Below are 24,890 nucleotides of genomic sequence, written 5' to 3' on the forward strand. Positions count from 1 at the left end.
ACGAGTGAGACTTTCGCCCCCCGACGGTTTGTTACGCGCAGGGGTGGTTCACGTAGTGCGACCGTACGGATTGGTCTCGATGGCCCTCGATTGGAACGCCGACCATACACCGAGTACAGTAGGCCTACGTCGGGGGGCGATCCGGGGACAGTCGACACGACCGCCGGACGCCCGAGAGATCCGTTGCGCTCTCCGTGCATGCCACCGCAGCTCGAGTGACATCATCGATATCGACGAATCCGAGCACGTAGGCTCCGACGAGTTCGGGGGGCTGGACAGCCACCGGACAGCTCGTGGCGGGTCTCGATGAGAACGACGACTAGACACAGCGCCTTCCGTCTGTGAATCGTCAACACGGAAGTTCGCGTCTTGAACTGATGTTTGTAGTACCGTACCCTGGAAACCACTCGCCGTGGTTATCCGAGGACGTATTCGAGGGCGGGGTAGCGCTCGACGAGCGCCACGCCGTCGACCTCGTACTCCTCGATGTACTTGTCGAGTCCGAGGATGCGGCCCCCGGCGAACGCGGCGACCGCGAGGAACACGAGCATGTACGCGAAGTCCCCGTTGATGAAGCCGTGTGCCATGTCCCAGTTCCCGAAGTAGAACATGAGCATCATCAGCGCGCCGAAGAACGCCGCGAGGCGGACGAACGCACCGACGAGCAGGCCGAGTCCGATGAACAGTTCGCCCCACGGGACGGCGACGTTCGCGAACTCGACGAACCACGGCGTCGACCCCATCCACGCGAACATCCCCGCCAATGGGTTGCCGTTCGTCGCGGCGACGTTCGACAGATACCCGCCGGCGGCGAACTCGCCGGTGATCTTCGCGAACCCGGAGTACGCGAACGCGTACCCCATCATGAGGCGGAGCGCGAGCACGAACCACGCGCTGAGGCTGTGGACTTTCCCGCCGACGGTCAGACCGCCGACTCTGCTCTCGAGGTGGTTCATACCGGAGTCGAGTGTGGACATAGTTAGTTCACCTTCAGTTATCAGTAGGCGGGGCGAGACGATATACCGGCGAGTCGGCGTTCTGGGTCGGAAAACCGGCGGGCTATATTACCCCGCTTTGGCGAGTGGGTGAGTGTGACCGAGGAGCCCGATCCGCCGGCGGTCTTCGCCACACTCGACGACGAGTACGCCCGAGCCATCCTCGTGGCGACGAAGACCGAGCGACTGTCCGCGAAGGAACTCAGCGAGGAGTGCGACATGTCGCGTCCGACCGTCTCGCGCCGTGTTACGCGCCTCCTCGAGCAGGGGCTCCTCGAGGAGTACACGCACGTCGACCCGGGAGGACGCCACTACAGCGAGTACGAGGCGCGACTCGAACGCGTCGAAATCCTCCTGCAGGCCGAGGGCTTCGACGTCACAATCGACGTCCGGCCGGACCCCGCCGACCGGATCGCGACCATCTTCGAGGAGATGCGGGGAGGCTGACTCATGGAACACACCCTATTCGTCATTGCCAAACTGCTCACGACCGCGCTGGCGCTGGTCATCGCGTACCAGGCGTATCGCGGGTACCAACGGCATCACACGCAGTTACTGCTGTACGTCGCGGCCGGCTTCGCGCTGATCGGGCTCGGTGGCCTCCTCGAGGGCGTCCTCTTCGAACTCCTTCAGGTGTCGATTTTCGAGGCGGGACTCGTCGCCGCACTCGTCACCGCAGCCGGGATGGTGTCGATCCTCTACGCGCTGTATGCACCGAATCCCTGACCCGTCCTGGATTTCGAATTCTGTCGTGCCCCCGTTGCAATAGCCAAAATTAGCGATATGGATGGCGCTCACGCGTCGTCGCCGGTGATGTCCCGATCAACACCCTCGATATCCGCGATCGACGCGCCTGCCTCCTCGATATCGAAGTGCTCGTGGACGACGGGGCGGAGCGTCTGCAGGATGATCTCGGCGGCGAGCGGCGAGATGTCAAGTTCTCGGGCCATCAGCCGGTGGGTGACCTCGCCACGTTCCCGGTCGACGGTGTAGGTGAGTGCAGTTGCGAGTCCGGCGATGCCGTGGCGGTCGATGTAGGTATCAATGTCGTCGTCGGTCGTGCGACGGGCGACTGCGTCGATGAGCACGGGCGTGATCGTGTACTCGCGAACGCCATCACCTGCCGTGACGGTCAAATCGATGTCGCGAGCGACGTACGCACGGGGTTGCTCGTCGGTGGTTGCCTCGATGACGCCGGCGTCGACCAGCCGGTTCACGTAGGTGTAGGCCGTGCCCTGCGCGAGGTCGAGCTCGCTCATGAGCTCTTGGACGGTTGCTTCCGCCTCTCGGACGAGATACGCATACAGTCGGGCGAGCTGTGGCTCCTCAAGGAGGTCCGCGACCGAGAGGAAGTCCTGGATGACGTCGCCGTTGGCTCGGTTTGATGTCCGTGACATGGGCAATTGAGTACTTACAGTTTACAGCAAATCGGCAAAAACTATTGCGGTCACTCTCTCGATTAGACGCGAGCGACGCGGAGGACGGAAGCGGTGAGCGGGCGAGCCATATCAAGAAACCCCGAGCGACACGAGCTGCCGACCAACTTAGTAGCGGCCATTCGACGGCTATCCAATCGCGACGAACAGGCCGACATCGGCGACATAACGCGCACTCACGCGTCCCCAGCCGGGCCACTGACACGCTACTCGTCGAACGCTGCCCCTGCGGTCTCGATCTCACCGCGAGTGAGGCGTGATCGACTGGAGTCGAAGCGGAGGTCGTTGCTCGCGGTGTATATGTGTGGCCCGTGAGGTCGTCTGTATAACCGAGAAAGCGGTTTGTGGCCGTTGTGACGGCGGTTCGGCCGGGATGCTGGCCTGATAGCACGGCTACATCCCCGCGAACACCCGGTAGAGTGTGGTGACTGTGGAAGTGTAGGCTCTCGGAGCGGGTAGTGGTGGTGGATGTTGTCTCGCTTGCCGACGCCGTACTCAAATCGAAGGTGTGAGGGGTGCTACGTGTGGTTCTCAATCGCATCCGGCATGGGTAGCATCGGCGTATCTCTCGATTTCGGGTGTGTACTGGGGGTGAAAGTCCGGACTCGCGATCACGCGTATGTCGGTCCCGGTTGAACCCAATACGTCTCCAACAGATGTATTAGCCGAAATCGAGTGAACCAATGGCCCTACTGCCCGATCCACGATCGATCGAGACGGGTTGAGTTGAATTCCGCTGACCGTCTTTCGAGGCCTGATATCCACGAATTCCGGCAATGTACGTAATCGTCGCCAGTCGCAGCGACGTGACGGCGGCCGGTACCCGCCGGCCGTGGTTTCCGAATCAGCCGATATACGGCGTCTCATCGACGACATCCGGTGGTTCGGGGGAACTGCATCTCACTATCCGGTCCACGGACGCTGGGATTCGCTGGTATCGCCCTCAGAGAGCCGTATTAACCGGGTTTTCCGGTCGTGATAGGACAGTTTATTCCCAGACAGACCTCCCGAAGTCACGATATCGACCGTAATAGCGACTCTCTAACAGGTGTAGGACGTTTCATGGACGAAGACCGTGTTCGAGGGTCGTTCAAACAACCCTCATTTCACGTGGAGTGGCGCGCGACCGCCAGCATCCAAGCCGGGGTGTAGTCGGCGGGTCCAACGAAACGCATCACTCACCGCGAGCACGTCGGACCGTCGCGAGGCTTCCACCACCAACAAAGAGCAGTCCGAGGCCGACGACCACCGACGGGGATGACGAGGTTCGACTCTGCCCGAACGCAGTCTCTGAGGAGGCGGAATCGACGGAGGCGGATACCGCGTCACCAGCGTCGTTCCCGGACGGCACTACTCAGTCGATGTGCGCCAGACGACGCTACCCGTTCGACGACGAGCCGACGACTTCGGCGACGCGTCGGGCGACGGCGCTTTCGAGCACGTCGATATCAAGGGTCGTTTCGCCGTGTGTGAACCGCGGGTAGTCACTCCGAACCGCCCGATCCACGACGCGATCGGCGAGCGTCGACACGGTCGGCGACCGTCCCTCCGATTCGAGCGCGCTCGTTAGTGACGCGATCGCATCTGCCGCGGCGATCTCCGCGGCGTACGCCTCTGCCGACGCGGTGATCGGCTCCGGTTCCGGTGGGGCGGTCCGATACGTCGGTGCGCGTGTCGTCGCCATGCCGCCGCCTTTCTTCCGATAGAGGACACCGAGGGCGGTCCCGTCGCCCCAGAGTGTCTCCGGCGACGCGACGCCGTCGGCAGAGAGCTCTCGAACGTGTACCTCCGTGTCGAGGGTCGGGAGCGTCGGGAGGCCGAGCTCGTCGAACGCCCGCTCGAGTTCGTGCGGGAGCATCGTCGTCTCGGGGTGCTCGATGTCGAGGCCGACCACCGGCGGCGCGAGGTCCCACTCGTATCCTCGGTGTCGGCGATGGACCGCGATCCCCCAGATGGTCACGGTCGTCGGGTCGTCGACGGCGGCGTGTAACGCGCCCCGATCCAGGCGACGTTCGAGGTTTCGTACGGCGAATCGGTACCGCGGCGGCACCGACTCCATTCGGGTCCACGTGGCTTCGGCTTGGCTGTCGTCCGACGTGTCCGGAAACGCTACCCGTAGACGGCTATCGTCCCCGAGTCTGATCCCGATGACCGTTCCGTCGGGGAGCTCCTCAAGCCGAACGTGGCCCTCGGCCAGGAATCGGTCACCGACCGTCGCAAGAGAGGGAAGAGATGGTGGCGAGGATCTCGGGGACATGTCTCAGTCGAGCCGACGTGGGTACTTGAGTGTGTGACCTGCTCTCGTCGACGGGTACCGTACAAGCACGAAAGCGACGCCTATCGCGACGACGAGTCTTACCACGCTCCACGGAGTCGGTCACCGACTCGGTGAGGTACAGGAACAGAACTCCGTGAGGGACTCCGCCCTGCCGACATGGCGTCGCCTGTGAACCACCTAGGGGTCAAGCCTCGAGGCACTCAACCAGTTCCGCCTGTAGACAAAGTTGGTTACAGAGATGCAAGGAGAAAGCTCACGGCTTCAGCCGTGGGATATCACTCCGAGAATTCTTCGAGCTTCTGTACGATTCTCGTGTAGACAGCAGGCGCACAATACCACCCGTCGTCGATCATCGCATCGATGACCGTCCGTGCCTCGTCAACACTGATCGCATCCTGCTTTGCGAGTGTCAAGACGAGATACGCTGTCCCTCGGGTTGTGATCCCCTCAGCTGCGGCAACGTCACGGCCATACGTCTCGTCCATGAGAGCAACACCGTCGTGTGTCTCGGCACAGGCAAGGACGGCAACATCAGCGTCGCTGAGATTGTCGTTGGTTTGGAGTCGTGACCGGAGTGGGGACGTCTCAACTGCAATGATATCGAACCAGCCCTCCTCAACGCTGCGCTCGATACGTCGGGCGTCCGGATATCCCGCTTCGATACCGGTGGTGACGACTTCCTCGTAGACTAATTCAGGGATACCACACGACGTCTCAAGCTGCTGGACGAGTGTGAGTCGGTCGACCTTCGCGAGGTAGATGAGTGGCGTCGCGTCGAAAACCCACATTCACAGCGCCTCGAGGTCCGCGTCGAGATGATCCTCGGCCACCCAGGTGATATCGTGTTCGTTGGCGAGCTGTGCAAAGTCCCAGACAGACATTCCCGCCAGCTCAGCCGCTTTACTGAACGTGATGGTCCCAGCCGCAAGTCGGTCGAGTGCTCGTTGGCGCTGCCACTCATCAAGACTTTCTGAGAGAAGCTTTCGAACAGCCGTACTTCGGTCGAGGTTTTCGTCTTCGAGGTATGCGTCGAGTTCTGCTTCCAACTCATCGGGCACGCGTGCCGAGATCGTTCCCATATAGTTTACAATGTATGCATTGCATACAAAGATTCCGGCGACCCGTCTCTGTTCCGCATCACCCCCACGTCTACCGACCATCGAGCACATACCCGAAGAGTCCGCTGACCACGATTGCAACTGCGTTGGCCACCAAATACGGGATCTGCTGCCAGTCAACGAGCAGATACAGCACCACGAGTTGGATTGGAATTGCTGTCCCACGAACGAGATTCGTCTTGAGCAGCCCCACCACATCGCTTGAGTTCACCACAAACGAACGGAACGTGGCTGGGATAGCCTGTTCGTGAGAGGGAAGATACGCTCTCTTCTTTCAAGGCGAGAAACCTGCCCTTTAGGACGGGAGTGAAGCCGACAACCCCTACACGTTCCTCCGTCGGTTGCAGACCGAATACCCCACGACTGTAAATTTTTATTAGAATTGGGTATATAGAAATCTGCACGGCCAAATGAAGTACAACCTCGAAACCGGGTCGCACACGGTCTACGCGCTCCAATATCACTTCGTGACCGTCACGAAGTACCGCGCAGACCTCCTCACCGACGAAATCGCAGAACGCGTCGGGGAGATTGCCAGCGACATCTCCGAGGACTTCGGCGTGAACATCCAGAACGTCAACGGCGGAAGCGACCACGTTCACATCCTGTTCACGGCGAAGCCAACGACCGACCTCACCAAGTTCATCAACTCACTCAAGGGCGTCACGTCCCGCAAAATCCGTGACGGGAACCCCGAGGTTCGGCAGGCGCTCGACAAAGCGTTCTGGCAACCGGGGTACTTCCCCGCCACCACCGGCCAAGTGAGCATCGACGTACTCATGAAGTACGTCGAGGAGCAGTAGCGTGTCTCCGACCGTCACGAAGACGTTGCAGGCGACGTTCGCGCCACCCACCGCGCACAAGCAGTCGAAACTCACCGACCTGCTCGAAACCTACCGTGACGGTCTGCAAGAGGCGTTCGACGCCGGGGCGAGTACCATGTCGGCGGTGAGTGACATCGTGACGCCCTACGACCTGCCGTATCAAGCTAAAGCCGCGCTCTGCAACTACGTCCCGAAACTCCGCAAGACGTACAACGCCAAGGAGTTGGACGACGGCCACCCGATACGGCTCACGAATCAGGCTGCAAAGTTCGACCACTCCGAAGAACGCGAGTACGAGTTCACGTGGTGGGTTCCGCGTCCCGGTCGGGGAACGAACTTCTGGATACCGCTCCGCATCAATCCCGAACAGGAAGACCTCTGGCACGACCTCGTATCGGAGGACGCGAAGGCGGGGGAGATACGGCTTCAACAGCACCGGCAGAACTGGGTACTGCACGTCACCGTCGAGTACCCGGTTGAAGAACCAGCGACGGACGGTGACGCCACGCACATCGGCTTAGACATCGGAGAAACCGCTCTCATCACGGGCTGTGCCCTCAAGGACGGTTCTCCGACTGACCCGTTCGTGTGTAGCGGAAGTAGAGCGAAGCATCTCCGCAAAGAGATGCACACGACCCTGAAACGACTCCAAGAGCGTGACGCATCCGAGTGGCGGATTGAAGACCGCTTCTCGCACTACCAGAACGCGCTCACCGACATCGTGGAGAAAGCGTCTCGGCAGGCCGTCGAGTACGCCACACAGTTTGAGAATCCGGTGTTGGTGATGGAGGACTTGACGTACATCCGTGAGCGTCTCGACTACGGGAAGTACATGAATCGTCGGCTTCACTCGTGGGCGTTCGCCCGACTGCAAGGGCGCATCGAGGACAAGGCGACGGAAGCAGGCATCCCAGTCGAGTACGTGAATCCGGCGTACACCTCGAAGACGTGCCACTCGTGCCACCGTATCGGTCGGCGGGACTCTCAAGCCGAGTTCCGGTGTCCGAACGACGACTGCCACGTTTCGACGTTTCAGGCCGACATCAACGCTTCCGCGAATATCGCACGACGGATTGACCCGTGGGGAGAGAGCGTCCCGTTTGACAAGGCGGAACGCGATGACTCGCCACGGGATGGGAGCGGTTGTGACACCGCCACGACTCACCGTGAGAAGAGCGTACCAGCGCAGATGACGCTCACGGCCTACGAAGAGTCGAAACCCTCTGCCAGCGACGACTGACTGGTATTCCCCATGCGTGGGAAGCCTCGCCGTTTACGGCGAGGAGGATGTCACCAGGGTGGAGAATGTTGTTCAGCATATCGCCATCGCGAACATCGTGATCGATGGCGCGACGATCACCCGCGTCGCGCTCGTCGACGTTGATATCGACGGCGGTGACAACACCGGTGGACTCGTCGGATTTGGGGACGGGGTGATCGCCGAGGGCTCCGTGTCCGGTGATGTGACTGGGGCAAACAAAACGGGCGGGCTCGTCGGGAGAAACTACGCCGACATATCGAACTCGTCCGTGACTGCGAACGTCACCAGCCAGTTCAACACGGGCGGGATTGTCGGCTATTGTCCCCAAGCTTGATCCCGATGACTGTCCCGTCGGGAAACTCCGCAAGCCGAACTTTGCCCTCGGCCAGGAGTCGGTCACCGACCGCCGCAAGGGAGGGAAGCGGCGGTGGCGAGGATGAGGGGGACATGTCTCCGTCGAACCGACGTGGGTACTTGAGTGTGTGACCTGCTCCCGTCGACGGGCGCGGTACAAGCACAGAGCCGACGCCTAACGCGACGACGAGGCTTACCACGCTCCACGTACTCGAGTACCGACTCCGTGTTCCGTTCGATCGATTCGTGATACCACAGTTCGCTACTGCGTTCGTGGTCCCCATCCACCTCGTCGAGTTCCTCCCGTGGCGTCGCTACTCACCACGTCAGCCCGTCGTAGTTCAGTCCCTCCCGCGGTTCGACCACGCGACGACCGTCGACAACTATGGGTTCTGCCATCGCGTCGAACTCCGAATTGAGCGCGGCGAATTCGTCCCAATCGGTGACGATAGCGGCACCATCGGCACCGGCGAGCGCGTCCGCAGCTGAGTCCGCGTACTCCAGGTCCAGGAACCGCTCGCGCATGTTTTCAATTGCGACTGGGTCGTAGGCGACGACGGTCGCACCCCGCTCTCGCAACGCTTCGATCACGGGGATCGAACGGGAGTTGCGAACGTCGTCGGTTCCCGGCTTGAACGCCAGGCCCAGAACTGCGATCTGCGCTCCATCGAGATCCACCTTCGCCTCCAACAGGTCGACGAGCCGCGCAGGCTGGCGGTCGTTCACATCGGCGGCCGCATGCAACATCGCCGGGGAATAGCCTTCACGCTCAGCGGCGGCGATGAGCGCGTTCGTGTCCTTCGGGAAACAGCTTCCGCCCCACCCGAGGCCGCTCCGGAGGAAGCGTTCGCCGATACGGTCATCGAGACCGATGGCCTCGGCGACCTCGTAGGTGTCAATGTCGAACGCCTTGCAGACGTTGCCGAGGTCGTTGATCAGGCTCACTTTCGCAGCGAGGAAGGCATTGTTGGCGTACTTGATCATCATCGCAGTTGCCGGGTCGGTGCGGACGACCGGTGCGTCGTGCTCGGCCAGCAGCGGCGCATAGACGCCGTCGAGTAACTCGTCGGCCCAGTCAACGGTAGTCCCGAACACGAGCTTGTCCGGCTCGCGGAAGTCCGACACGGCCGTTCCCTCCCGGAGGAACTCCGGGTTCGCGCCGAAGGCGACGCGGTCGCCCCCGTCACCGGCGAGCGGTTCGCCCAGCCCAGTCGCGAGAGCATCGGAAACCTCGGGGAGTGACGGCGGCGTGACCGTGCTCTTGACCACGACCAGATGGCGATCGGTGCCGCCGGCGAGCACCTCGCCGGTCATCTCGGCGGCCGCACACAGCGCGTCCGTGTCGATACTGCCGTCTTCGTGTGAAGGGGTCTGGATCGCGAGGAACGTCAGGTCCGCTTCGGGAACGTCGGCATAGGATGTCGTGGCTCGCAATCGATCGCCAGCATGTTCTGCGACGAGGTCGCCGAGTCCCGGTTCGTGAATGGGGGCGCGGCCGTCGTTGAGCGCCGCGGCGACCCCGTCGTCGATGTCGATCGCGGTCACCTCGTGGCGCAAATCAGCAAGGGAGGCCGCAAGCGTCGTACCGACGTAGCCGGAGCCGACGACGTTAATTCGCATATCGACGGGAACCGGGCCGACTCACATGAGCGTTCCCGTCCGGTCTCGAATTGCAGGTGACTGAGCGGGGAGGCAGACAAGAAATATATACGGTGTCGCTCGGAACGCTGTTCCATGCAAGCAGTCGTTCTCGCCGCAGGCGAGGGGACACGGCTTCGACCGTTAACCGAGGAGAAACCAAAGGGGATGGTCGAGGTCGACGGTGACCCGATTCTCACGCATTGTTTCGATACCCTCGTTGACCTCGGCGCGAGTGAGCTCATCGTCGTTGTTGGATATATGAAAGAGACGATCATCCAGCATTACGGCGACGAGTACGAGGGCGTTCCCATCACGTACGCGCACCAGCGCGAACAGAAGGGACTCGCCCACGCGCTCCTTACTGTCGAAGATCACATTGACGACGACTTCATGCTCATTCTCGGTGACAACGTCTTCGAGGCGAACCTTCAGGACGTGGTCCGCCGGCAGGCCGAGGACCGCGCGGATGCGGCGTTCCTCGTTGAAGAGGTCCCAATGGAGGAAGCATCACGCTACGGCGTCTGTGACACCAACAAGTACGGCGAGATCGTCGACGTGATCGAGAAGCCGGATAATCCGCCCTCGAATCTCGTGATGACCGGCTTCTACACCTTCACACCGGCGATATTTCACGCCTGCCACCTCGTGCAGCCGAGCGACCGCGGCGAGTACGAGATCAGCGACGCGGTCGGGTTGCTCTTAGAGAGTGGTCGGACTATCGATGCCATCCCGCTTGATGGCTGGCGGATGGACATCGGTTATCCCGAAGATCGCGACGAGGCGGAGCGACGCCTGCGTGAGGGAGCCGAGACGAAAGCGAATGCGTGAGGGGTCTGATCTCGGCGTTTCACGTGTCTCCCACTCTGGTCACGATAGCGTACTACCGCAGACGTGTCTTCTAGAGGATACGAGAAGGTCTTGTGAGTCGCTTGAATCAAAAGTGATCGAGTCGACGTGGTACGGTGTCGTGCTATTTACCGAACATCTGGCGCGACATCAGAACTACGGGGTACCCATCGGGTGAGCTATTTTGCAGGAGGGGCTTTCGTGAGCACAGTCCTCGGTAGTCCCCGTCCGATATCAGTGACTACCAAGTCAGCCCTTCGTAGACGATGCCGTCACGTCGGTCGATAGCACGCCGACCGTCGATCACTACAGGCGTCGCCATCGTATCGAATTCCTCTTCAATTTCGGTAATTTCCTCCCAGTCAGTCACGACGAGCGCGGCAACAGCGCTGCCGAGAGCGGCTGATGCGCTTGAAGCGTAGTTAATGCCTGGGAAGTGCTCCTGCATATTCTCGGCCGCAACCGGATCGTAGGCGACGACGTTAGCGCCGCGTTCCTGTAGTCCCTCGATGACGGGAATCGCACGAGAGTCCCGGACATCGTCGGTGCCTGGTTTGAACGCGAGCCCGAGCACGGCGACTCGCTCTCCCGAAACATCGACGTGGGCGTCCATGAACGAGAGGAGCCGATTCGGTTGCCGGTCGTTCACCTCGACCGTAGCGCGAAGCATAGCAGGGTTGTACTCACGCTCCTGCGCAGCAGCTGTGATCGCAGCAACGTCCTTTCCGAAGCAGGACCCGCCCCAGCCGAGACCACTACGAAGGAATCGTTCACTGATGCGGTCATCGAGACCAATTGCGTCGGCAACCTCGTAGGCGTCGATACCGTGTTCCTTACAGATGTTTCCGATATCGTTGATGAGTGAGACCTTCGCAGCGAGGAAACTGTTATTCGCGTACTTGATCATCTCTGCAGTCCGCGTGTCCGTTTCCACGACTGGTGCCTTCGTCTTCGAGATGAGCGGTTGGAAGACATCGTGCATATCGGCGAGCGCTCGGTCGTCGTCTGCACCGAGGACGATTTTATCCGGGTTCAGGAAATCCTGTACGGCAGTACCCTCTCGGAGGAACTCCGGATTCATTCCGACGCCAAAGTCATCTCCAGCTGTCTTCCTGCTTTCCTCTTCCAGAATCGGTGTGATTACGTCTTCAGTGGAACCGGGAACGACCGTACTCTTCACGACGATAGTGTGCCAGTCATCTGCCGCTTCGAGCGTCTTCCCCAGTTGGACTGCGCCGGCTTCCATGCTCGAGAGGTCGATGCTGCCGTCATCGTTCTGTGGTGTCGGCAGACTGAGAAACGTAGCATCGGTATCGAGGATTGCGTCGTACTCCGTGGTCGCCCGCAGTCGTCCGGTACCGCCTTGGCCTGCGTGTTCCGCGACAAGTTCAGGAAGTCCGTCCTCGTGGATCGTTGGGGCTCCGCTATTAATCGTCTCGACGATATCTTCGTCGATGTCGATGTTGATGACTTCGTGACCGAGATCCGCGAAACACGCTGCGATAGTCGTTCCCACGTACCCGCTGCCGACAATACTGACGCGCATTATCTGAAAATTCGGCGGTCGGCTACCCAAGGTTTGGTTACGAGAGTGGAAAGACGTATCACGGTATTCTGCCACCGTTCGGATAGTTATGAAAGCTGTCGTTTTAGCGGCTGGTGAGGGGACACGACTGCGTCCACTCACGGAAGATAAACCCAAAGGGATGGTTGAACTCAAGGGGAAACCAATTCTCACGCACTATTTCGAACAGCTCGCCGAGTTAGGTGCAGACGAACTCGTCGTCGTGGTGGGATACCTCAAGCAGAATATCATCGAACACTATGGCGATGAGTTCGAGGGCATCCCGATTACGTATGCACCCCAACGTGAATAGAAAGGGTTGGCTCACGCGCTATTGACTGTCGAGGAATACATCGACGACGACTTCATGCTGATGCTCGGCGACAACATCTTTCAGGCGAAACTGGAGGACGTCGTTCGGCGGCAGCAAGAAGATCGGACCGATGCCGCGTTCCTTATCGAGGAAGTAGACTGGGAGGACGCGAGTCGGTATGGAGTGTGTGATACGAACAAGTACGGAGAGATTACCGATGTCGTGGAAAAGCCCGATGATCCGCCTTCTAATTTGGTGATGACGGATTCTACACGTTCAGTCCGGCTATCTTCCACGCATGTCATCTCGTGCAACCATCGAATCGTGGCGAATACGAGATCAGCGAGGCTATCGATTTATTGATTCAGAGCGGACGAATCATCGATGCTATCGGGCTCGAGGGATGGAGGATTGACGTTGGGTATCCCGAAGACCGGGACGAGGCCGAGGAAAGACTGCAAAATTCAGAACCGATACCCGCAGAGAATTGAATGAGGTACTTGAACGAATAGACCGAAACTACCTTACTGTAACCATCCATTTAGTACTCTTTGACAAATAATCAAGTATTGCTTGATGATTATTCGACTACACTGATCCCGATGAGCGAAACAATGTTCTTTACTTGGTTTCGATCTCAGTAGGCTTTGATGCCAACTAGGCGAAGGCGTATACTCCAAATTATCCCACTATTCAGCTTCGTCTTTGTTATCGGTATTCACTGGTTGTATTCGCCAGCGGCTATGTTTGAAGGGCTTGACGAACGTGGATGGCTGCTTATTGCTGTTGGCGTGACTATCTTTTATCTGATTCGTCCCTTCGTGCTCTGGCCACTGAGTCTCGCATCTCTGTTTCTGGGGTACCTCGTTGGATTCCCAAGCGGCGTGCCGCTCGTCTTGACTGGAACCCTGGTTACGTGTTTCCTGCCGTTCCTTCTCGCAGGCTACTTCCAGGATGTGAATGGCTACACCTCACGGATCTCCGCGACTGGTGAGTCAATTGTGACCACCACGGGCGAACTTCGGGGAATGGTTGCTGCTCGACTGTCACCCGCGCCCGCAGATAGTGTCTCTATTGGCGCTGGCTTGGCCGGTGTCTCCATTTGGAACTTTGCGCTCGGGACGCTCATCGGTGAACTACCCTGGGCTATCTTCTACGTCACTTTTGGACAATCACTCCGGAGCTTCTCATCGGACTCCGTTCAAACGGTTAATATTGAGTTTCTGCTAGTTGTCAGTAGCGTTGCGGTGCTTCTGTTAGCACGACCTATCTATCTATTTATTTTCCAAACTGAATAGCGAACCACCGTGAATCAGTTGCTTGGGTTTGTGACCTGAGCCTGGTCTCTCACAAACCGGTAGACAACAAACACACAGGTTCCTAGGATCGCTCCGTACCAGAGCGTGCCAACCCGGATAATTACCGTCGCACTCACCGCAATAGTCTGGGTGTATCCTAAGATGACGAGCATCCCGACCATACTGGCTTCCGCGGCCGCTAATCCCCCCGGGAGGAGGCTGGCCGCACCCACGACCGACCCCAACCCGAACACGAACAATGCGGCCAGGAGGGTCGCTTCTGAACTGAATCCACTCAGCACCACCCACAGCGCAACTCCCTCTAAGCCCCACGCCACGAGGCTAATGAGAAACGCGATACTGAGCGGTCGCACCTGGAACAGCGTGTACGTATTCTCATAGAATTTCTCTAACTCAGTAGCATACGATCCAACAATTGGAAGCGTCTCCAACCATCTCAAAACACGTAGACAAAAATTCCGCCACTGAAGCAAACTGATACCAAAGAGGAACAGGAGAATCACGCCGATCAACACGACGGATGACCGCTGATAGATAAGTATTCCCAGAAACGCGAACACCGACAGCGCGATCAAATCAGTCACCCGCTCAGCACCGACCACGGACGCTGTCCGACTAACTGGTACATCGCGGAGGTCACGGAGGAACCATGCCTTCCAGACTTCACCTGCTTTCCCAGGAGTCACGACCATCATCAAACCGCTGAAAAACACAATCAGACTCGTCTTGAGGGGGATATCAATATCCAAGTGCCGGAGATAGTACTCCCACTTGAGAAACCGCACACCGTAGCTAATCGTAGCGAGGAGGAACACGACGCCAATCCGCCAGAGATCAACCGCAAGGAGTGCCGAAACGACTTGCGAGGCATCACCGACGACGAACATCCCAAAGAACACAGCAACTGTCAGGAGTGCTGTAACCCAGAGCCCGTGTTGGCGGATCGCTCGTTGGACTGTCGAGAGGACGCGCATCAGAGATTCACCATTCTGAGTGCGTCATTCAGTTTCGTCGCAGTATGGCCCGAGAGATAGCCCCCTCGTCCTGCTGTCTGGGTTGCTGTAGATTCGATAGCCTCACGCAGTGGCGGCTCACAAACGGTCGTAGACCGTCCCACCTCCATTGGAAAGTGGGCATCGCTTCCGCCCGTGATCGCTAAGTCGTGCTGAGTAGCGAACTCTCGGGCGTGACGGTTGAATCGAGAGAGTAGACAACGTGAATTTTGCACTTCAACGGCGTCAACGCGTGAGGCTATTGCGTCGAGATCTGTGTCGTAATACTCTCGAAATCTGTCAAACGGATGTGAGAGGATCGCAATCCCATCTTGCTCGTGGACGTGTTCAATTACGGTTACTGGGTCGGTTTGCGGTGGTTCATCATTAACGTACAACGCGAGAAGATGGCCCTGTGTCGTCGTTACTTCTACCCCAGGAATCACGTTTAGGTCAGCAGGCGCGAGATCGGCGACCTCATCGTATCCCGCTAACGTATCGTGGTTTGTGATAGCAATCCCCTCTAATCCCGCATCAATGGCCGCATCGACAACGTCAGCTGGAGAGGCTCGTGAGCACGGCGATGCGTCGGTATGCACTTGGAGGTCGTACTGCTTCACTGAATCACCTCAACAGCTATTTCTGGTACGTTGTAGAGGACAGCAATAGCGACGATACCCCAGAGGATAAGATTCACTACTGAGGGTCGATCCGTGAGGAGATATTCGGGTTGACCTGCGATGTTCGTTGTATGGACGAGATGATGATAGCGAAACACACCAAAGAACGCGAACGGGAGCGTTGCCATCATCGTCGGATCCGTTCGTGAGAACGTATAGAGTGAGTACGACATCAGCAGGGTGGCCATCACCATCACAAGGAGTTGATCAATATTGCTCTCTGAATACTCGCCTAAGACACCCCGTGTTTCCTGTGGGTTGGCGGCTACCTCCAGTTCGTTGCGACGCTTTCCAAACGCGAGTACCAACGCAAGGAGGAACGTACTCACGATCAACCACGGACTCAAGAACACGTCAATAGCGATGACTCCCGCGATAGCGCGGAGAACGAACCCGATGGCGACGATAAGCACATCGACAAAGACGAATTGCTTCAGTACGAGCGAATACAGGGCGTTCTGTGCGAGATAGGCCAGTAGAATTGCGAGAAAGAGTGGACCGAGGCTGTAAGCTGCTCCGAGCCCAATACAAGCTAAGATGAGACCGAAGACCGTGGCAATTGGGACGGACACCTGTCCGCTTGCAATCGGACGATTCTGTTTTTCCGGATGATTGCTGTCTTCTTCAAGATCGCTAATATCGTTGAAAACGTATGTCGCGCTGGCGACGGTTGTAAACGCCACCATCCCGATCAAGAGGCTCAGCCAGGCATCCCAATTTAGAAGATTTTGGGAAAAGACGATTCCAAGGAGCATTACGCCCTGCTTGTACCATTGCCACGGGCGAATCTCTCGAATCAGTCCAGTGAGTGTGTTTACTGGACTAATGGTCTGCGATGACCTGGCCATTCAGTATCTAATCGAGCGACCAACAGGAAATAAAGATACTGCTAACCTGTGAAATTGCAGCGCACGGAGCTACTCACTTTGGCGGAGATAGGCGTCTCTGGTTCGTATATCCGAGTAGAACCGAAAGGACGTGCGTATAGATGGTAATGGCTGTGACGAAGGCTAAATACTCGCTAACAAACCAGATAAATACGATGAAAACGCCGCCAATAACAAGGTGGCTAAACAACCGTTGATCCCGCGATATATCACCCCGCTCGAATATCGATGCTTGATCGACGAATACCCGCGACGGACTTCGAAAACAACGGATGAGGTTAGACCAATCACCGCGATTGATCCGTCCAATCACGAAATGATCCAAGTCGATTCCCACTCCTAGAACGATCACAAATGCCAATATGTAGATTGGTTGGTGAAACTCTGGCGCAGTAACGGCGAGGTGGATACCTACTACAGCAGAAATGATCTCATGTCTCCGCGAGTACATCGTACGGTCATATTGCTCATACTATACTCGTAGTTTTACCATTCTTCTGGTCTCCGCAGGATTGAGTTAGATCTGTCCGATTACTCAGCTGCTGAATTGATCAGTAGGAACTGAGTCAGCTCTCGGGGCTCACCAGTATGGCGAAATAGGTAATATAAAGACAGTACGTTAACTTCCCCAGAATAATGAGTACGACTGAGCACATGGACTCCGAGGATCGCCAGTATGATTCTGTCGTTGTCACTGGCGGAACTGGCTTTCTGGGACTCCACACGTGCCAGTACTTTGCTGAGCAGGGATGGGACGTAACTGCGCTCGACCTCAAACCGTTCAGCGAGGAAGACGATACAGAGGACCTGGAATACATAGAGGGAGACGTACGTAACGAGGAGAGCGTGTCTGAGGCAATCGAGGAAGCCGACGCGGATGTAATCGTCCACAGTGCGGCAGCACTCCCTCTGTGGGACGATGACGAGATCTGGGAGGTGACAGTCGAGGGGACTCGGTCGGTGTTGTGGGCCGCGAAAGAACACGACGTTGAACGAGTGGTCTATATTTCGTCCACAGCCGTCTATGGGACTCACGATACCCATCCAATCACCGAGGAATCTCCGTTAGACGGTGTCGGTCCATACGGAGACGCGAAAATTGAAGCCGAAAATGTGTGTCGAGACTTCCGTCGGATGGGGATGTGTGTCCCTATTATTCGCCCAAAAACATTCATCGGACCACAGCGGCTTGGCGTGTTTCAGGTCTTGTTCGACTGGATTGAGGATGGGGCAAACATACCGATGGTCGGGTGGGGGAACAACAAGTATCAATTACTCCACGTGCACGATCTCGTTCGAGCAATCAAGATGATGTTCACCTTGGACAAGAATGAGGTGAATGACGCGTTCAACGTAGGTGCGACTGAATACAGGACGATGAAAGAAGACTTCCAAGCCTCAATTGATGAGGCGGGAACAGGAAAGCGAGTTGTCGGAACACCAGCGACACTAACCCGATTTACACTCCGAGTGTTGAACAAGCTCAATCTGTCACCGCTCTATCCATGGGTGTATGAAACCGCTCACGAGGACTCGTACGTCTCTGTTGAGAAGTTATGCGATCTCGGATGGGAAGCAAAATACTCGAATCAAGAGGCGTTGGTTGACACGTATCGGTGGTATTTAAAGAACTATGAAGAAAGTGAAGGTTCAACTGGGAAAGACCATCGCGTTGCGTGGGATCAAGGTGCACTTCAAATTGTAAAGTGGTTATTTATGAAATTCTGAAATTATGGACGAAAACACCACTATTTTAGGTTCAATCTGGAACCGGGGCAAGATATATTACAAAATGCCCAAAATAACATTATTTGCAACTTCATTTGTCTGGAGTCTCATAGCAATTGGAGTACGTGGCAATTTCTATAATGTATCAACTTGGGAAAATGGTATGATTGCAAGTAATATAATCCGGGGTCTGGGTTTTAGTGGTACATATCTAGTCGGCCCCCCTGTGGAGCCCACCTCAGTAATGGCACCCTTCTACCCTTACTTTTTAGCTACTGTATATACAGTTTTCGGGCTCACACCACTCGCTTTTATAACTATCCAGGTTATTCAAGCAATTATTCAGGCGTTTTCAGTTGTTTTATTATTTCTAATTGGGCGACAAATTTTCAATATGCAAGTGGGTCTGTTCGCTGGAGTAGGTCTCGCTCTGTACCCAGATTATGCTTATGGAGTGACGGTAATACACCAATTGACCTTTTCGACATTCATAACATTATTGCTAATATATAGCTTAGTACAGCTAGAGGATGGATATTCAATCAAGAATATAGTCGTCTCTGGCACTATTTTGGGAGTAGCAACCCTTATAATTCCTGCTGTGCTATATTTTGCGCCTATAATCCCGCTTTGGTTGATAGGACAGACCTATCTTAAACGGTGGAGTTTTAGTGAGGCGTTAAAGATGAGCTGTTTAATCACAATAGTTCCCCTATTAATCGTCGCTCCCTGGACCATTCGTAACTATATTGTACATGATCAGTTTGTTCTTGTTAAACAAGTGGGGTGGAATTTTTGGCGAGGGAACGTCCCACCGGCAATACACACGGGTGTTCCAAATGAACTGAGTGACGCGCCATCAATTGTCCAAAAAAAGGTAGAACAAATGCCAGAAGCAGAAGCTAATAAATACCTTCTCAACAGGGCGCTTGAATATATAATCTATCATCCAAGGAATTTCTTAATCCATTTCTTCAAAAATATATGGTATTTCTGGTGGTTCCCTCCTATGGAACAAAAACCCGCACAATCCAACATTATTCGTAAATTGTTTTATGTTCCAGTATTATCAATGGGAGTTATCGGTATTATTAAATCCAGACGAAGATGGAAAAAGTATACGCTATTCTATGGGATTTTCTTTTCCTTTTCTATTGGTTATAGCATATTCTTCATTCAACCCAGATATAGAACGCCAACGATACAGCCATTTCTAATCCTTTTTGCGGCATTCTTCGCTTATAGAATAATCCGGAAATTCAAAATGGTTTAAGAAATTATCATTACCTCGCAGAAAATTTCCGCTGCCGACCTGCCGGCCGCCGTCCTGATGGACAAAGCCGTCATCAAACAGCGTGGCGAGGAGTTCACGTTATTCGCGGCGGTCGATCCCGTGCGGCGGCATCTGTTGTACGCTGTGGTTGCGCCGTCGAGAACGTATCTGACGACACGGCAGTTTCTCCCCGATTTGAACGGGGACTGCGGCGCGATAACAGGGCGGTATCGGGCAATCTGCTCGGCTTCCCCGACCGACGTTGTGGGTTCGCGGAGATGACAACTGATGACTCAAGATCTCGAACCCATCGCACCACAGAAAGCAGTAGACCTCTACCTCGCACAACGGGAAGACGACGCTTCTGAGAGGACCGTACAGGCTCACAGATACCGTCTCAAGCACTTCATCCGATGGTGCGAGCAGGAGACATCACCAACCTCAACGACTTCACCGGTCACAGGCTGTACGAGTACCGGCTCTGGCGGAAGGACGACGGCGACCTCAATCCCTGTCTCACTCCGAACCCAACTCTCGACTCTCCTCGCCTTCGTGCGATTCTGTGAGAACATCGACACCGTCGAGTCAGGCACGCACGAGGAAATCCTACCCCCGACCCTTGATGCCAACGACGACGTGAATGACGAGATGCTGGACGGAGAGCGGGCAGAGATGATTCGGGAGTACCTCAAATGGTTCGAGTATGCCTCTAGAAAGCACGTCCTCTTCGAGATGTTCTGCGCGAGGTACTCCGCCTGTGGCGAGGGAGCGACGAGGGGCGACCGTCTGCATTGGAGGTAGATATTGCCTTCGTGAAGCACCTCTATTACTGGTGCAAGGGCGATCAGCAATTGATGGACGGGTGTTTCCGAGTCTCTGGTCGATACGGGATGCGTCCTCAACCGACTCCGAAGTGGGACGAACAACGTGGTGGCCAGACCTACGGGGAGATGACTATACAGAAGGTCTGTCGAACGAATAGCGACAGCTTCGGAGCGAGATACGCGTAGTGAGTGGTGTTCGAGAGCATTAGTCTCTTCCAATCCCACCTGCGTTATCTCGCCGGTAATCAACCGAGGTACACGGAACTGGCTTCGGCAATTCGCCTGGGGGCTCGAATGTCTGCCTAAGTTATGCCAGCGGAATTCTCATAGATCTCTCTGGCTCAAGAGGAAGTTACCTCTTAGTTCTGTGGTATACCTGAACATCGATGCCTTATTAACCTAACTGGGCAATAACAGCAAACAGGGCGTTCCCAAGGTATGAAGAGATCATCCAAATTTCTTCTTGTTATTTTTTTCTGGGGAGTCTTCCTAAGTTGGTATTTGCGGGTGTTTCCAGTTATTGAGGAGCCTGGGATTACCGGTGGGTTTGGTGCCATACACGACTGGCCTCGATTCCATCTTGTAAGGACTGGAACACGGAGCAACATTCCAAGTGGTTTGACTGAGACATCAGCTAAAATGGATATGCCCATAGATTTGACGACATACTTTTTGGCCATGTATACAATTATTTCAGGAAACATTAAACTATCCTCAGGACTAACGATGTTGAAATCTCTACCAAATTTATTGTATTTCATACCTGCGTTCTTAGGTGTGAGTTTCTATAAACGAATCAATGCTGGAAGTAATAGTAAATATGAGATAGGGTTATTATTTGTTTTAGGACTATTTATTTCCCCAGTATTTATCAGTTACACGGATATGTCTATAAATCAAGCCGGTTATGGGATTTGCATCTATAGTATATTATTATATATAATTTATAGCATTTTAGAACAGGGTAGTTCTCCTCGGTGGGTGGGGTTATTCTCGATATTTTCTGGAATTATGGCGGCGATTTATCACACTTATGGTTTAATCTCTATTTTCATAGTACCGTCATACTATATTCTTGAACATTCTTCATTCCGATTCGCTCTAACCCAAAATAAATTTTGTGTTAATAATTCATCTCGAAAATCTATGCTACTCTTTATTTCAGTAACCGCTATGACTACTGTCGGCCTTTATTATTCTACAGTCGTTCCCGAGATCGGTTGGAATCTCACTCAAATGTTTTTAGTCGCTTCAGAAAGTGCTCAATCATATAAGTCAGCTCAAGTAGGGGTTTTTCGGTCAGTCTTAGTCGCCAACTTATCGCTAGAATTCGCTAGCAGGATCAGCAAATTCTTTATTTATATTATATATTCTATATTCATCATGTATTTTTTACGCATATTATTTAATAAGAGTTTCCAATTTAACAAAAGTAGTGGTGTATTTTTACTCCTTCTCTTGACTCTTTATCCTATTGTATTCGTTATGTTCTTTTCGTATGGTGGGATTGGTGTTGCAGTACAAAGAACGGCGGCAGCAGGATCTCCGGTAATAATTTTCATCGTGGGATACATATTGAGCGAGAAAGTCAGTCTGGAGAGAAAAAGGATAATACAATCCGTAATAGCATTTATTATAATTCTTGCAATAGTTACCCAGCTGCCGATGCTCCAAGAGCCACCGCAATATACTGAAGAAGAAAAGGTAGGGATACAATTTACTGGGGAGTATGTCGAAACATCTCAAATGGTGTTTTCGGACTCGAGACTGGGTGGTTCATTACTTTATTATAACCATCGAGGGATAGTATATGTACGTGTTATTCGGGCAGACTGGGAGCAGAGGCTTCGCAACATATATTTTGCGGAAAATCCACAACAGACTCGTAAAGCAATCATAAAAACAATAAAATACCATTCAAAATCAGAAGTGGATAAAAAAAGCATACGAGACCATTATATCTTGATTTCTAAGCGAATGACTGAAACAGGTATACGTATAGAAACACATTCCTATCGGAAAAAACCCACTGATAAATATCATACTACCTTTGATTCTAGATACAACCGAATCTATCATTCTGGAGACGGCCTTATTTATTTAAACCCATAATAACATAGGTTAAACAACTCTTTCTGCTATAGTAGTCGATCAAACTTTCAACTAGAAGAATAGCTGAGTCATCATTTCAAAGCCGCGCTGAAGCGGCTCAGTCTCCAATTCGAGTGACTTTTCATGAAATTCAGCAGGCCATTGAACATATTGAGAGCAACGATGAATAGCTTGTCACTGTAGTTTCGTTAGGCGAGAGTGCCGCGATTGCGTTATTGTCGTAGAAAGCGAAGGGACAGATTGGTTTGACATCCGAAATCCATCTCTTCACCCGTGTTACGGTCGCTAAGTCTAAATCAGTTGCTGCAAATCCAGATGAACCCGCCACCCCCTTCGGGTCGGCGGGTTCGCCGAATGGGCGATGGTGACGCTTCATACGCTCCGCATCGAGCTGGCAAAATCCCACCGCGTCACACTTGATTTGCTGGGCGAAATGCCCGGTGTGTTAGAGGAAATTGGTCTTGCACGACTTCCTCATTATACGGTTCTCCGAAATTGGTTCGATCGAATTCCGACCGAGACATGGCGTGCGTTTCTCGGCGCGTCGGCCGAGAAACGCACTGGCCACGGTTCGATCGATGCAACTGGCTTAGATCGTGACCAGCCAAGGCGACACTACGCTAACCGTACAGACTACCGCGTTTGAGCGCTGAAAGTCATCGTTCTAGTGGATGTCGAAACGCTGTATATCACCGACATCCACTTGACTACCTCGAAAAACAGGACCCCAAGATCGACCCGCAGATCGCCCGTCGGAACGTGGACGACCTGCGAAGCCTCGCTGCTGACAAGACATACGATGCGAAAGCATTCCGCGACGAACTCCATCAAAACGGTATCCGCCCGCTGATCAAACATCGTTTGTTCAACTCGCTCGATCACGCCCACAACGTCCGCATGGATAGTGATCGGTAACACCAACGATCCATGTCTAAAACGTCTTCTCAAGCATCAAGGGTACGCACGGCACCGCCGAGCGTGCGCGAAGTTGGTGGCTCGAATTCCGTGAAATCATCCTCAAAGCTACCGTCCACAATTTGATCGACTTGGATAGTCTTATGTCAAGTGAAAGGGACAGATGACCATGGAACGCTTCATCAGCCGGTTGGCGAACGTTGCACTCTCGCTTAACCGTCGACGAAAGCGTGGTGACGCTTTCCCGTTTGACTTTCTTGCGCTTGGCGTTATCTATCGTCTCCTCGCTATTCTCCCGTTCCCGATTCGGATCACCGTCAACGGGGCCACCATCTCCTACCGCTTTCCAACAGCGAACGCCGCTGCTGCCGGAATTCATATTCTCGCTACCGAACGCCCCCTACTTCGGGACGTAATGATTGCTGTGGAGTCAAGCGACGTGTTTTATGACATAGGTGCAAACGTCGGTATATTCGCGGCAGCGGTTCAGGGCAAAACGTACGCATTTGAACCCATCCCGGCAAACATCATGGCGTTGTTGCAAAATCTGTACTCCTCAGATAGTCGCCTTATCGGTGTTGCACTTTCCAATCAACCAGGCCTGATGTGGGTGAACGAAACAGACGTACGAGAAGGGTCACCGACTGCAGCACTACGGAAAGAAGATGGGGGTATTGGGTTGGCACGAATGGAATTAGATGGTATTGATCTTCCGCCCCCCTCGGTGGTCAAGATCGACGTTGAAGGAGCAGAACTGGCCGTCCTCCGCGGCGCTACAGAAACATTCTCCAAGGAATCGTGCCGGCGGCTCTACGTGGAGGTTCACGAAGGGGAGGGTGTAGCCTATGACAAGGTTGAATCGATCCTCTCAGACTGTGGATTCTCCAGCTTTGAGGTGATAGATAAACGCGGAGACGAACGGTTTGTTCGTGCAATGAAGTGAGGTAACCATAACGGAATCAGACCGCGTCCGATCCCACGAACACGAAGCTGAAGCAGAGTGTGACTGCGGCGAAACCGTCACAGTCTATCAGTCCGACCCTGGCGACCACATCTGGATCGACAGTCCGAACTGCGGTAAGTTAGTCGAGATCGACTGACAACATCTGATAGTTGCTTCCCGCTTCCAGTGCAGCGTTGCTACTAGTGTACTTTTCTGCGAGGTCGTCGAGATTCGCGTTGGACACGGGTCTCTTCGACAATTTCGTCTTCATCGTCAAGGATAGCAACTTACACTTTCCGTTTGTGAACGTCAATACCCATGTAGTGATCAGAGGGTCCAGTCATGGTGTCCTCTGGAGTCCTAAATACGTGAAGCGGAACGAAATTGCTCCGGACTTGCAGCCACGGCCAACCCTGGTCGGCCGGGCTGCGCCCCCACTTCTTCTGTTCCTTCGTATCCAAAGTCTATCACGCTCCCGTACTCGGAGGTACATGTCATAGATCGACCTTCGGAACTCCATAACGTACTTCACGCTCCAGGTATCTCAGCAGGATTCTCATGGGGTCACGCTCTCTATACAAACAAAG

23 protein-coding genes and 3 pseudogenes are annotated in these 24,890 nt (G+C 54.7%); 14 read left to right on the top strand and 12 right to left on the bottom strand.

Annotated elements, in window-relative coordinates:
• Nucleotides 1-416: 416 nt before the first annotated feature.
• A complete protein-coding gene (locus Hbl1158_RS06350) occupies nt 417-977 on the bottom strand; it encodes a DoxX family protein (protein ID WP_234299215.1) in 561 nt (186 codons plus the stop codon).
• Between the two features lie 114 nt (nt 978-1,091).
• On the opposite strand from Hbl1158_RS06350, the gene Hbl1158_RS06355 reads away from it, so the two are divergent.
• Nucleotides 1,092-1,442, top strand: a complete 351-nt coding sequence (locus Hbl1158_RS06355) for a winged helix-turn-helix domain-containing protein (RefSeq protein ID WP_234299216.1) — start codon at nt 1,092-1,094, stop codon at nt 1,440-1,442.
• 3 nt (nt 1,443-1,445) lie between these two features.
• Entirely contained in the window at nt 1,446-1,721 is a 276-nt protein-coding gene (locus tag Hbl1158_RS06360; RefSeq protein ID WP_234299217.1) for a hypothetical protein, read from the top strand.
• Nucleotides 1,722-1,789: 68 nt separating this feature from the next.
• Here the strand turns inward: Hbl1158_RS06360 and Hbl1158_RS06365 are convergent, their stop codons facing one another.
• The 5 genes from Hbl1158_RS06365 to Hbl1158_RS06385 all read right to left on the bottom strand — a co-directional run bounded on the left by Hbl1158_RS06365 (nt 1,790) and on the right by Hbl1158_RS06385 (nt 6,065).
• Nucleotides 1,790-2,392, bottom strand: a complete 603-nt coding sequence (locus tag Hbl1158_RS06365) for a helix-turn-helix domain-containing protein (protein WP_234299218.1) — start codon at nt 2,390-2,392, stop codon at nt 1,790-1,792.
• Nucleotides 2,393-3,809: 1,417 nt separating this feature from the next.
• On the bottom strand, nt 3,810-4,490 hold the full coding sequence (locus Hbl1158_RS06370) for a hypothetical protein (protein WP_234299219.1): 681 nt from the start codon (nt 4,488-4,490) through the stop codon (nt 3,810-3,812).
• 494 nt (nt 4,491-4,984) lie between these two features.
• The gene (locus Hbl1158_RS06375) at nt 4,985-5,497 is read right to left on the bottom strand and encodes a DUF3368 domain-containing protein (protein ID WP_234299220.1); all 513 of its coding nucleotides are present in this window, start codon (nt 5,495-5,497) and stop codon (nt 4,985-4,987) included.
• A complete protein-coding gene (locus Hbl1158_RS06380; protein WP_234299221.1) occupies nt 5,498-5,788 on the bottom strand; it encodes a UPF0175 family protein in 291 nt (96 codons plus the stop codon).
• 70 nt (nt 5,789-5,858) lie between these two features.
• Nucleotides 5,859-6,065 carry a GtrA family protein gene (locus tag Hbl1158_RS06385; RefSeq protein WP_343213613.1) on the bottom strand — a complete coding sequence of 69 codons (207 nt, stop codon included), beginning with the start codon at nt 6,063-6,065 and terminating at the stop codon, nt 5,859-5,861.
• Nucleotides 6,066-6,237: 172 nt separating this feature from the next.
• Between Hbl1158_RS06385 and tnpA the strand changes: the two genes are divergently transcribed.
• Genes tnpA through Hbl1158_RS06400 form a run of 3 tightly spaced genes read left to right on the top strand, consistent with a single transcriptional unit; the run spans nt 6,238 to nt 8,246 of the window.
• Entirely contained in the window at nt 6,238-6,630 is a 393-nt protein-coding gene (tnpA, locus tag Hbl1158_RS06390) for an IS200/IS605 family transposase (protein WP_234299223.1), read from the top strand.
• Between the two features lies 1 nt (nt 6,631).
• Nucleotides 6,632-7,891 carry a transposase gene (locus Hbl1158_RS06395; RefSeq protein WP_234299224.1) on the top strand — a complete coding sequence of 420 codons (1,260 nt, stop codon included), beginning with the start codon at nt 6,632-6,634 and terminating at the stop codon, nt 7,889-7,891.
• Between the two features lie 16 nt (nt 7,892-7,907).
• Nucleotides 7,908-8,246 (top strand): GLUG motif-containing protein, encoded by a 339-nt coding sequence (locus Hbl1158_RS06400; RefSeq protein WP_234299225.1) that lies wholly within the window; start codon nt 7,908-7,910, stop codon nt 8,244-8,246.
• A 338-nt stretch (nt 8,247-8,584) separates the two neighbouring features.
• Here the strand turns inward: Hbl1158_RS06400 and aglM (Hbl1158_RS06405) are convergent, their stop codons facing one another.
• A complete protein-coding gene (aglM, locus tag Hbl1158_RS06405) occupies nt 8,585-9,886 on the bottom strand; it encodes a UDP-glucose 6-dehydrogenase AglM (RefSeq protein ID WP_234299226.1) in 1,302 nt (433 codons plus the stop codon).
• 114 nt (nt 9,887-10,000) lie between these two features.
• Between aglM (Hbl1158_RS06405) and aglF (Hbl1158_RS06410) the strand changes: the two genes are divergently transcribed.
• Nucleotides 10,001-10,735 carry a UTP--glucose-1-phosphate uridylyltransferase AglF gene (gene aglF, locus Hbl1158_RS06410; RefSeq protein ID WP_234299227.1) on the top strand — a complete coding sequence of 245 codons (735 nt, stop codon included), beginning with the start codon at nt 10,001-10,003 and terminating at the stop codon, nt 10,733-10,735.
• A 259-nt stretch (nt 10,736-10,994) separates the two neighbouring features.
• Here aglF (Hbl1158_RS06410) and aglM (Hbl1158_RS06415) read toward each other — a convergent pair whose 3' ends face one another.
• On the bottom strand, nt 10,995-12,299 hold the full coding sequence (gene aglM, locus Hbl1158_RS06415) for a UDP-glucose 6-dehydrogenase AglM (RefSeq protein WP_234299228.1): 1,305 nt from the start codon (nt 12,297-12,299) through the stop codon (nt 10,995-10,997).
• Nucleotides 12,300-12,387: 88 nt separating this feature from the next.
• Between aglM (Hbl1158_RS06415) and aglF (Hbl1158_RS06420) the strand changes: the two are divergent.
• Nucleotides 12,388-13,121 (top strand): annotated as a pseudogene (aglF, locus tag Hbl1158_RS06420) (UTP--glucose-1-phosphate uridylyltransferase AglF).
• Between the two features lie 252 nt (nt 13,122-13,373).
• Entirely contained in the window at nt 13,374-13,928 is a 555-nt protein-coding gene (locus Hbl1158_RS06425; RefSeq protein WP_234299229.1) for a VTT domain-containing protein, read from the top strand.
• Nucleotides 13,929-13,942: 14 nt separating this feature from the next.
• On the opposite strand, the gene Hbl1158_RS06430 is transcribed toward Hbl1158_RS06425, so the two are convergent.
• The 3 genes from Hbl1158_RS06430 to Hbl1158_RS06440 are packed head-to-tail and all read right to left on the bottom strand — an operon-like array spanning nt 13,943 to nt 16,469.
• Nucleotides 13,943-14,923 (bottom strand): lysylphosphatidylglycerol synthase transmembrane domain-containing protein, encoded by a 981-nt coding sequence (locus tag Hbl1158_RS06430; protein WP_234299230.1) that lies wholly within the window; start codon nt 14,921-14,923, stop codon nt 13,943-13,945.
• Nucleotides 14,923-15,561, bottom strand: coding sequence for a PHP domain-containing protein (locus Hbl1158_RS06435; protein ID WP_234299231.1), 639 nt, complete (start codon nt 15,559-15,561; stop codon nt 14,923-14,925). The genes Hbl1158_RS06430 and Hbl1158_RS06435 overlap by 1 nt, the downstream gene beginning before the upstream one ends.
• Nucleotides 15,558-16,469 carry a UbiA prenyltransferase family protein gene (locus tag Hbl1158_RS06440; RefSeq protein WP_234299232.1) on the bottom strand — a complete coding sequence of 304 codons (912 nt, stop codon included), beginning with the start codon at nt 16,467-16,469 and terminating at the stop codon, nt 15,558-15,560. The genes Hbl1158_RS06435 and Hbl1158_RS06440 overlap by 4 nt, the downstream gene beginning before the upstream one ends.
• A gap of 693 nt (nt 16,470-17,162) precedes the next feature.
• Between Hbl1158_RS06440 and Hbl1158_RS06445 the strand changes: the two genes are divergently transcribed.
• The 6 genes and pseudogenes from Hbl1158_RS06445 (at nt 17,163) to Hbl1158_RS06470 (ending at nt 24,303) form a co-directional block, all read left to right on the top strand.
• Nucleotides 17,163-18,236 carry an NAD(P)-dependent oxidoreductase gene (locus tag Hbl1158_RS06445; protein ID WP_234299233.1) on the top strand — a complete coding sequence of 358 codons (1,074 nt, stop codon included), beginning with the start codon at nt 17,163-17,165 and terminating at the stop codon, nt 18,234-18,236.
• Nucleotides 18,237-18,240: 4 nt separating this feature from the next.
• Nucleotides 18,241-19,509 (top strand): glycosyltransferase family 39 protein, encoded by a 1,269-nt coding sequence (locus tag Hbl1158_RS06450; protein ID WP_234299234.1) that lies wholly within the window; start codon nt 18,241-18,243, stop codon nt 19,507-19,509.
• Nucleotides 19,510-19,797: 288 nt separating this feature from the next.
• The gene (locus tag Hbl1158_RS06455) at nt 19,798-20,310 is read left to right on the top strand and encodes a hypothetical protein (protein ID WP_234299235.1); all 513 of its coding nucleotides are present in this window, start codon (nt 19,798-19,800) and stop codon (nt 20,308-20,310) included.
• Nucleotides 20,311-20,771: 461 nt separating this feature from the next.
• The gene (locus Hbl1158_RS06460; protein WP_234299236.1) at nt 20,772-22,445 is read left to right on the top strand and encodes a hypothetical protein; all 1,674 of its coding nucleotides are present in this window, start codon (nt 20,772-20,774) and stop codon (nt 22,443-22,445) included.
• Nucleotides 22,446-22,690: 245 nt separating this feature from the next.
• Nucleotides 22,691-23,527, top strand: a pseudogene (locus Hbl1158_RS06465) (IS5 family transposase).
• Nucleotides 23,528-23,529: 2 nt separating this feature from the next.
• Entirely contained in the window at nt 23,530-24,303 is a 774-nt protein-coding gene (locus Hbl1158_RS06470) for an FkbM family methyltransferase (protein ID WP_234299237.1), read from the top strand.
• Nucleotides 24,304-24,472: 169 nt separating this feature from the next.
• On the opposite strand, the pseudogene Hbl1158_RS06475 reads toward Hbl1158_RS06470, so the two are convergent.
• Nucleotides 24,473-24,584 (bottom strand): annotated as a pseudogene (locus Hbl1158_RS06475) (IS110 family transposase); the annotation flags it as partial.
• Nucleotides 24,585-24,890: the final 306 nt, after the last annotated feature.

It is taken from the genome of Halobaculum sp. CBA1158 (genome assembly GCF_021431925.1).
In the GTDB taxonomy this organism is placed as follows: domain Archaea; phylum Halobacteriota; class Halobacteria; order Halobacteriales; family Haloferacaceae; genus Halobaculum.

Coding starts and splice junctions, on each gene's coding strand:
- Hbl1158_RS06350 (WP_234299215.1), bottom strand. CDS start 977: ATGTCCACACTCGACTCCGGTATGAACCACCTCGAGAGCAGAGTCGGC.
- Hbl1158_RS06360 (WP_234299217.1), top strand. CDS start 1,446: ATGGAACACACCCTATTCGTCATTGCCAAACTGCTCACGACCGCGCTG.
- Hbl1158_RS06365 (WP_234299218.1), bottom strand. CDS start 2,392: ATGTCACGGACATCAAACCGAGCCAACGGCGACGTCATCCAGGACTTC.
- Hbl1158_RS06370 (WP_234299219.1), bottom strand. CDS start 4,490: ATGGAGTCGGTGCCGCCGCGGTACCGATTCGCCGTACGAAACCTCGAA.
- Hbl1158_RS06375 (WP_234299220.1), bottom strand. CDS start 5,497: ATGTGGGTTTTCGACGCGACGCCACTCATCTACCTCGCGAAGGTCGAC.
- Hbl1158_RS06380 (WP_234299221.1), bottom strand. CDS start 5,788: ATGGGAACGATCTCGGCACGCGTGCCCGATGAGTTGGAAGCAGAACTC.
- tnpA (WP_234299223.1), top strand. CDS start 6,238: ATGAAGTACAACCTCGAAACCGGGTCGCACACGGTCTACGCGCTCCAA.
- aglM (WP_234299226.1), bottom strand. CDS start 9,886: ATGCGAATTAACGTCGTCGGCTCCGGCTACGTCGGTACGACGCTTGCG.
- aglF (WP_234299227.1), top strand. CDS start 10,001: ATGCAAGCAGTCGTTCTCGCCGCAGGCGAGGGGACACGGCTTCGACCG.
- aglM (WP_234299228.1), bottom strand. CDS start 12,299: ATGCGCGTCAGTATTGTCGGCAGCGGGTACGTGGGAACGACTATCGCA.
- Hbl1158_RS06425 (WP_234299229.1), top strand. CDS start 13,374: ATGTTTGAAGGGCTTGACGAACGTGGATGGCTGCTTATTGCTGTTGGC.
- Hbl1158_RS06430 (WP_234299230.1), bottom strand. CDS start 14,923: ATGCGCGTCCTCTCGACAGTCCAACGAGCGATCCGCCAACACGGGCTC.
- Hbl1158_RS06440 (WP_234299232.1), bottom strand. CDS start 16,469: ATGGCCAGGTCATCGCAGACCATTAGTCCAGTAAACACACTCACTGGA.
- Hbl1158_RS06445 (WP_234299233.1), top strand. CDS start 17,163: ATGGACTCCGAGGATCGCCAGTATGATTCTGTCGTTGTCACTGGCGGA.
- Hbl1158_RS06450 (WP_234299234.1), top strand. CDS start 18,241: ATGGACGAAAACACCACTATTTTAGGTTCAATCTGGAACCGGGGCAAG.
- Hbl1158_RS06455 (WP_234299235.1), top strand. CDS start 19,798: ATGACTCAAGATCTCGAACCCATCGCACCACAGAAAGCAGTAGACCTC.
- Hbl1158_RS06460 (WP_234299236.1), top strand. CDS start 20,772: ATGAAGAGATCATCCAAATTTCTTCTTGTTATTTTTTTCTGGGGAGTC.
- Hbl1158_RS06470 (WP_234299237.1), top strand. CDS start 23,530: ATGGAACGCTTCATCAGCCGGTTGGCGAACGTTGCACTCTCGCTTAAC.